Here is a 6,327-nt window from a genome sequence, read left to right on the forward strand (position 1 = left end):
GATGTTCCTTTGGTTATATTTTGAATCAATTATAACTCTATTATAGGAGGCTTGAGTGGATAAGTCAAGTAAAAGGTTATATTTTGACATTTTATATAACTTTTCCTATAATGAAAGCATGAATACCAAAGAAAAAATCATGGAAGTGGCTGAAAAGCTGGTCCTAAAAAAAGGCTTTGAGAAGGTCACGCTGACGGACATCGCGAGCGAGCTGGACATCTCACAGCCCGCCCTCTACAAGCACTATAAAAACAAGGCTGAGGTCTGGGAGAGCCTGACAACCAGCTGGTTTGACAAGATTACCGCCAAGCTCCTTCCCTTTCAGGCCAAGGCCGACCAGAGCCTGAGCGAGATTTGCCATGACTGGCTCTGGACCCTCTGCGAGAGCAAGTACCAGGCCTACAAAGAGGCTCCGGAGATGTTTGCCCTCTATACCCAGTATGCCCTGCGGGACCCTAAAATCGCGGATTATCATCTGGATAGCATGGTCAATAGCCTATCGGAAGCGACTGGTATCAAGGACTTGACTGCCCTGCGGGCCCTTTATTTTCTGGGCTCGAGGTACCATTATTCTGGCTTTGCCAGCCGATGGGATGAGCATTTTCAGGAGGATTTTGAGTCGGCTTGGAAATTGATTGAGCCTTATTTTAGGGGACTTGAAGAAGAGAAAAAAGCTTGATTCCAGACTTGGAAACAGGCTTTTTTTCTCAGGACGAGTTTTCTTCGATTTCACGCTTGCTATAGCCAGGCCAGGAAGCTTATCCTTCCCAATCAGAAGGATGAGTTTTTTCCAAGCCCAGAATAGGCATACTCAATCTTGATACATTCGAGCTTTTCATGGTCATAGAATAGCTTTACGGCGGTGTTTTATGTTATATAAAATTGAAATAATATGCTGATTTTATATCTATTGTCAGGAAATTGTCAGGATTTTTTTATGTACCACAACTCACAAAACAATGATATAATGACTAATGGCGCACCCGACTAAGTGAATCATGCCTAGGAGGGAGGTGTTTATATGCTTACACTTATTTTCGTATCAGTTGTCGCTCCGATTGTGGTAGGGGTAGTCCTTGAGCTGGTCAAGGATTTGCTGAAAGGCTGGCACAAGCGCCGTTAATCCACTTGTTTTACACACCTTCTTTTCGACGAAGAGGGTGCTTTTTTGTATCTTGAATTGTCAAGTTAAATGCAACACCTCTTCGAAAAATATTTCATATATTTTCTCGCTCGAATATTGTAAGATGGGTATAGGGATTATTCATAATTCTCCAGTCTAATAATGTTCTTGACAAACTTATTATACTGGTTTTTATGGATAATCTTTTTCTGTTGCACTTAAATTATAAATTCAAGATAAAAAAAGCCGAGACCTTTTCGACGTGCCTCGGCTGGTGAGAATACACTCACACTTATTTTCGATAATCTAATTATAACACACTTCTTATCTTTGTCAAATCAAAGTATTCGTGAGCGGGCGAAGCAAGTGCGCTAGGTCTTGAAGAATCTTTTCAGGGATTAGTGTTTTGACTTATAGTTTTTTATATCATCTGTTGTTTTTTTAATCTCGTCAATAGTAATTTTTGCAATGGGTTCATTACTTAGAATATCAATTTTAATCCTCCAGAGATTTGTATCTTTCACGCAGAGAGTCTGGAATATCTGAAAAATCTCTATCACTATATTCTAAATACTCATGAATATAAGTGGAAATTTTCTGCTCCAGTTTAAGTCGTTCATTTTCGTTATCAGGTATTTGCTCAGCAAGACTACTAACTATGTCAATGATTAGCCCAGCTCTAGTTGCATTACTCCAAACACTAAAATTATGATAATTTTCTTCATCATAGTTTCTTTCATGGTTCTCTCTATCGGGTTCTCTCGGGATATAAATGTCTTCTTCGGTTCTGGGAATTATGTTTTCAAGTGCAGGGAGAACTTTAACAATGACACCAAAATAATCACTTTTATCAAGTCTTTGAAAACTATCAAAGGCTTTTTTGTATGACCAATTTTGTAAATTTTCTTCATCATTGCCAAAAAGCAACCAATTTACAGGCACCTCTCCAAGCTTTGCTATTTTCACAATCTGGTCTAAAGGAGGGAATCTTTCTCCTTTCTCCCAATATCCCACCAATCTTTGAGAAATATCTCCTAATGCTTCTGCAAAAGATTTTTGGCTCATATTCAATTTTTCGCGAAGATTCAAAATTCGCTTTCCGATAGCTTGAGATTTTATATTATCCATGCTTTTATTTTACCATAATACTTAAATCAATTCATAATCTCTTCTTTGAACGTCTCAAGGATAAGACGATTCTCTTTATTACACATCATCTTCTTGGTGTTAAAGGAATGGATCGAGTCATTTTTTTGGAAAATGGTAAAATTAAAATAGAGGGGAGTCCGAAAGAGCTTCTCAATGAAAACCCTGATTTTAAGCGACTTTATCAACTTGATCAAGGGGAATGAAAAGAAAAATGTCGTAAATTTATGGCATTTTTTCATACTTTTGATTGAATTTTTGATTTTTCGTTAGTTTATTGTTGACAAAACTAATTAAGTGCGTTATAATTTATTTTGTTAGTTGATGAACTATAAAAACTAACAAATGGAAAATAGGAGGAAAAAGGAATGTTAAAAATAATCCAACAAATTTTTCAATTTATCGTAAAAATAAGTCGTCAGCTAGATCCTGAAAATCTTTACATCGCTTTAGATGAAGGACTGACGAATATCTAAATAACGAAGGAGAAAATATTATGTCTGAACAAACAAATAATTTATTACATCTTTTTAGTAAAGTGTTGCGCAATCCACGCTTTATGTTAGCGCTGCGCATGGATAGTTTAAGCCAAAAATTACGTTTACAAGGTGCAAGAAATGGTGCACAAGGTTTGCTTGTTAAACTTTGGGAAAAAGACGGTTTGACAAATGCTGAAATTGCTGAAATGCTGGATATTCGTCCCTCGTCAGTCACGGCGCAGGTTAAGCAGTTAGAGGAGCAGGGCTTGGTTGAGCGACAAGCCGATGAAAATGATGGTCGTGTCAGTCGTGTCTTTTTGACGGAAAAAGGTTGGCAACTCAAAGATAAGCGCATAGAGCGTCATGATAACCTTTCTGAGGAATTGTTTAGGGCTTTGACAGATGAAGAACAGCAAGAACTTACTGATTTGCTTGAAAAATTTATCAAATCTGATGAGGAAAATGAATTTGATTGGACAAACTTTGATTGGCACACGATGACGAAAAAAGATTGGCGTGCCTTGCGGCCTGAAGAACGTCAAGCATTTAAACGTCAGCTGAAGAAAAATATTCGCATGAGTGTTAATGATACACGAGACTTTGGTCATGGTTTTGGTCCAGGTCGTCCTAATGGCGACTTCTGGGATTGGGTTACAGGACCTGATAGCGAAGACGATATTCCTGACTGGAATCGCCGTCATGGTAGAACACGTAAGCTATGGAACTTTGGAGAAAATGGGCGAGGTGGATTTGATGGTCACGGGCGTGATGACGGTCATGGTCGGACAGATAAGAAAAAGAATGATGATTGGACAGATTTTTGACAGCAGGGGAAAGGTGCTTTAGCGCCTATTGCTTTGCTATCCTTAATTATTTGGCAGAAATTAAAATAGGAGAATATCATGTCAGAAGAAACAAAATCACTTACATTAAATCCAGAACTTGAAAAGTTTCAAAATAATTTATTGGCAGAATATGACTTAGCAAACCAAACAGCTCAAAAAGGTCAAAGCGTTTTTGTTGGCTCAAGTCTAATGGAAATTTTTCCAATTGAAAAATGGGAAGAAGAAGGCTCTGTCAAATTTGACAACTACATTTATAATCGCGCAGTACGTGCCACGACGACAAGTTTTCTTTTGGCGCATATGGATACACAGATTTTTAATCTGGCGCCCACAAAAATTTTTATTAATATTGGTACAAATGACATTGGCTTTGGTGTCCCTGAAACAGAATTTCTTGCAAATTACGACAAAATTATGAGCGACATCGCAGTGAAGCTACCAACTTGTCAAGTTTACGTTATGCGTTATTACCCGATTAATACGGTTGATTTTGGTAATGATGACGATGAAAAATCTCTTTTTAAAACACGTAGCAACAGCAAGTTTCAGTCAGCAAGTGATAAAATTAAAAATTTAGCTAAAAAGCATAATTTCAATTTTATTAACGTCAACGCAGGTCTTTCCGATGAGAAGGGTAATCTCAAAAAAGAACTCACATTTGACGGTGCTCATATGAATCCTGACGGTTATAAAATTGTTTTGTCAAATTTGACAGGCTATCTTAATAATTAATTTAAAAAATAAATCCGTCAAATTTGACGAAAAAGGAGAAGAAAATGGAAAGAGCAGATTCATTTGAAGCACGTCGTACACTTGAAGATGGTAAAAAAACCATCACAAAAATGTCAATGAAAAACTTTGTAAAATTGATAAGAATGGCAAAAACTCCCTACACCTTTTTTATCTTAGGGATTATTGGGGGAGTGATTGGTACATTGATTCAACTCCAAGTACCCAAAATGGTGCAACCCCTCGTCAATGGTTTCTCACATGGTGTTGATGTTGCTCAAATTATTCTCGTCATTGGACTTTATATCCTTTCAGCCCTGATGAGTGCAGGCTCAGCGATTGTTCTTGGTATCTTTGGTGAATCCGTCGTGAAAAATCTTCGCAGTAAGGTTTGGGATAAAATGATCCACCTTCCTGTCAGCTATTTTGACGAAACCAAAACAGGTGAAATGTCCTCACGTCTTGCTAATGACACCACACAGGTAAAAGATCTGATTGCAAATTCCATTCCGTCTGCCTTTACCTCAATTTTACTTCTTGTTGGTTCAATTATCTTCATGATTTCAATGCAATGGCGCTTGACTTTGGCAATGATTATTGCTGTTCCTGTTGTGATGCTCATCATGTTTCCCATCATGACTTTTGGACAAAAAATTGGCCGTACGCGTCAAGACTCTCTGGCAAATTTCCAGGGCATTGCGAGTGAAAGTCTTTCCGAAATTCGTCTCGTCAAATCCTCAAATGCTGAAAAACAAGCCTCGCACAAAGCTGAAAAAGATGTCAATGACCTCTATAAAATTGGTGTTCGTGAATCTATCTTTGATGGTCTGATGTCTCCTGTCATGATGCTTGCGATGATGCTGATGATTTTTGGCCTCCTCGCATATGGTGTTTATCTAATTTCGACACATGTGATGAGTCTTGGGACACTTCTTGGGATGATGATGTACCTCATGAACCTTATCGGTGCAGTACCAACTGTGGCCCAATTCTTTACAGCTCTTGCAAAAGCTTCTGGTTCAACAGTTCGTCTGACGGAACTCCTTGACGAAGACCAAGAAGTTCTCCATGCGGGGAAAGAAGTTGATGTTGAGGGAAAAACCCTTCATGTCAATCATGTGGATTTCAGCTATGACAATTCTGAAAAAATCCTCCAAGATATTACTTTTGAAGCAAAGCCAAATTCAATTGTTGCTTTTGCAGGACCTTCAGGTGGCGGTAAATCAACGATATTTGCCCTCCTAGAGCGTTTCTATCAACCCACATCAGGTGACATAAAAATTGATGCTATCAATGTTAATGACATTTCTCTACAAAATTGGCGCAGCCAAATTGGTTTCGTGAGTCAAGACTCTGCCATCATGGCAGGAAGTATTCGCGAAAATTTGACTTATGGACTTGAGGGCACGTACAGCGATGATGACCTCTGGCATGTTCTTGAACTTGCCTACGCCCGTAAATTTGTCGAGGATATGCCTGAAGGACTGGACACCGAAGTTGGTGAACGTGGTGTGAAAATTTCGGGTGGACAACGTCAACGTATTGCTATTGCACGCGCCTTCTTGCGCAATCCTAAAATTCTGATGCTTGACGAAGCCACAGCCAGTCTTGACTCTGAAAGTGAAAGTATGGTTCAAAAAGCATTGGATAGCTTGATGAAAGGACGTACTACTCTCGTCATTGCGCATCGTCTGTCAACGATTGTTGACGCAGATAATATCTACTTCATCGAAAAAGGTCAAGTAACGGGTAGTGGTACTCACAACGAGCTTGTTGCCAGTCATCCTTTATATGCCAGTTATGTCAAAGAGCAATTAACAAAAGCAAGTGTATGAATTTAGTAAAAAGTGCAGTTTCTATAACTGTACTTTTTTGTTGTTGACATTAAGTCAAGAAACTGGACACCAAAATGGGTAAATTACCTTTCTGCCTATGCGGCTAATTTTAGTTGTTTATTTTCGAATTCATTGGGCGTTAAATAATTGAGTCCTTGATGAATTCGATT

The 6,327-nt window shown here is 38.5% G+C and carries 6 protein-coding genes and 1 pseudogene; 6 read left to right on the forward strand and 1 reads right to left on the reverse strand.

Annotation, left to right across the window (positions count from 1 at the left end; genetic code table 11):
* Positions 1-118: 118 nt before the first annotated feature.
* Both NtB2_RS07940 and NtB2_RS07945 read left to right on the forward strand, forming a co-directional pair.
* Positions 119-679 carry a TetR/AcrR family transcriptional regulator gene (locus NtB2_RS07940; RefSeq protein WP_125195001.1) on the forward strand — a complete coding sequence of 187 codons (561 nt, stop codon included), beginning with the start codon at positions 119-121 and terminating at the stop codon, positions 677-679.
* A 342-nt stretch (positions 680-1,021) separates the two neighbouring features.
* Entirely contained in the window at positions 1,022-1,123 is a 102-nt protein-coding gene (locus tag NtB2_RS07945) for a type I toxin-antitoxin system Fst family toxin (RefSeq protein ID WP_109246414.1), read from the forward strand.
* A 495-nt stretch (positions 1,124-1,618) separates the two neighbouring features.
* On the opposite strand, the gene NtB2_RS07950 is transcribed toward NtB2_RS07945, so the two are convergent.
* Positions 1,619-2,251 carry a helix-turn-helix domain-containing protein gene (locus tag NtB2_RS07950; RefSeq protein WP_109246415.1) on the reverse strand — a complete coding sequence of 211 codons (633 nt, stop codon included), beginning with the start codon at positions 2,249-2,251 and terminating at the stop codon, positions 1,619-1,621.
* Between the two features lie 38 nt (positions 2,252-2,289).
* On the opposite strand from NtB2_RS07950, the pseudogene NtB2_RS08865 reads away from it, so the two are divergent.
* The 4 genes and pseudogenes from NtB2_RS08865 to NtB2_RS07970 form a co-directional block, all read left to right on the forward strand.
* A pseudogene (locus NtB2_RS08865) lies at positions 2,290-2,475 on the forward strand (thiol reductant ABC exporter subunit CydC); the annotation flags it as partial.
* A 290-nt stretch (positions 2,476-2,765) separates the two neighbouring features.
* On the forward strand, positions 2,766-3,572 hold the full coding sequence (locus NtB2_RS07960) for a MarR family winged helix-turn-helix transcriptional regulator (protein WP_109246417.1): 807 nt from the start codon (positions 2,766-2,768) through the stop codon (positions 3,570-3,572).
* Positions 3,573-3,650: 78 nt separating this feature from the next.
* On the forward strand, positions 3,651-4,325 hold the full coding sequence (locus NtB2_RS07965; protein ID WP_109246418.1) for an SGNH/GDSL hydrolase family protein: 675 nt from the start codon (positions 3,651-3,653) through the stop codon (positions 4,323-4,325).
* Positions 4,326-4,435: 110 nt separating this feature from the next.
* Positions 4,436-6,157, forward strand: a complete 1,722-nt coding sequence (locus tag NtB2_RS07970; protein WP_305775306.1) for an ABC transporter ATP-binding protein — start codon at positions 4,436-4,438, stop codon at positions 6,155-6,157.
* Positions 6,158-6,327: the final 170 nt, after the last annotated feature.

Source organism: Lactococcus termiticola (genome assembly GCF_003116835.1).
GTDB classification, from domain to species: Bacteria; Bacillota; Bacilli; order Lactobacillales; family Streptococcaceae; genus Lactococcus; species Lactococcus termiticola.

What these genes read in the sequence shown, in the direction of transcription:
- NtB2_RS07940 (WP_125195001.1), top strand. Translation starts at nt 119, where the DNA reads ATGAATACCAAAGAAAAAATCATGGAAGTGGCTGAAAAGCTGGTCCTA.
- NtB2_RS07945 (WP_109246414.1), top strand. Translation starts at nt 1,022, where the DNA reads ATGCTTACACTTATTTTCGTATCAGTTGTCGCTCCGATTGTGGTAGGG.
- NtB2_RS07950 (WP_109246415.1), bottom strand. Translation starts at nt 2,251, where the DNA reads ATGGATAATATAAAATCTCAAGCTATCGGAAAGCGAATTTTGAATCTT.
- NtB2_RS07960 (WP_109246417.1), top strand. Translation starts at nt 2,766, where the DNA reads ATGTCTGAACAAACAAATAATTTATTACATCTTTTTAGTAAAGTGTTG.
- NtB2_RS07965 (WP_109246418.1), top strand. Translation starts at nt 3,651, where the DNA reads ATGTCAGAAGAAACAAAATCACTTACATTAAATCCAGAACTTGAAAAG.
- NtB2_RS07970 (WP_305775306.1), top strand. Translation starts at nt 4,436, where the DNA reads ATGTCAATGAAAAACTTTGTAAAATTGATAAGAATGGCAAAAACTCCC.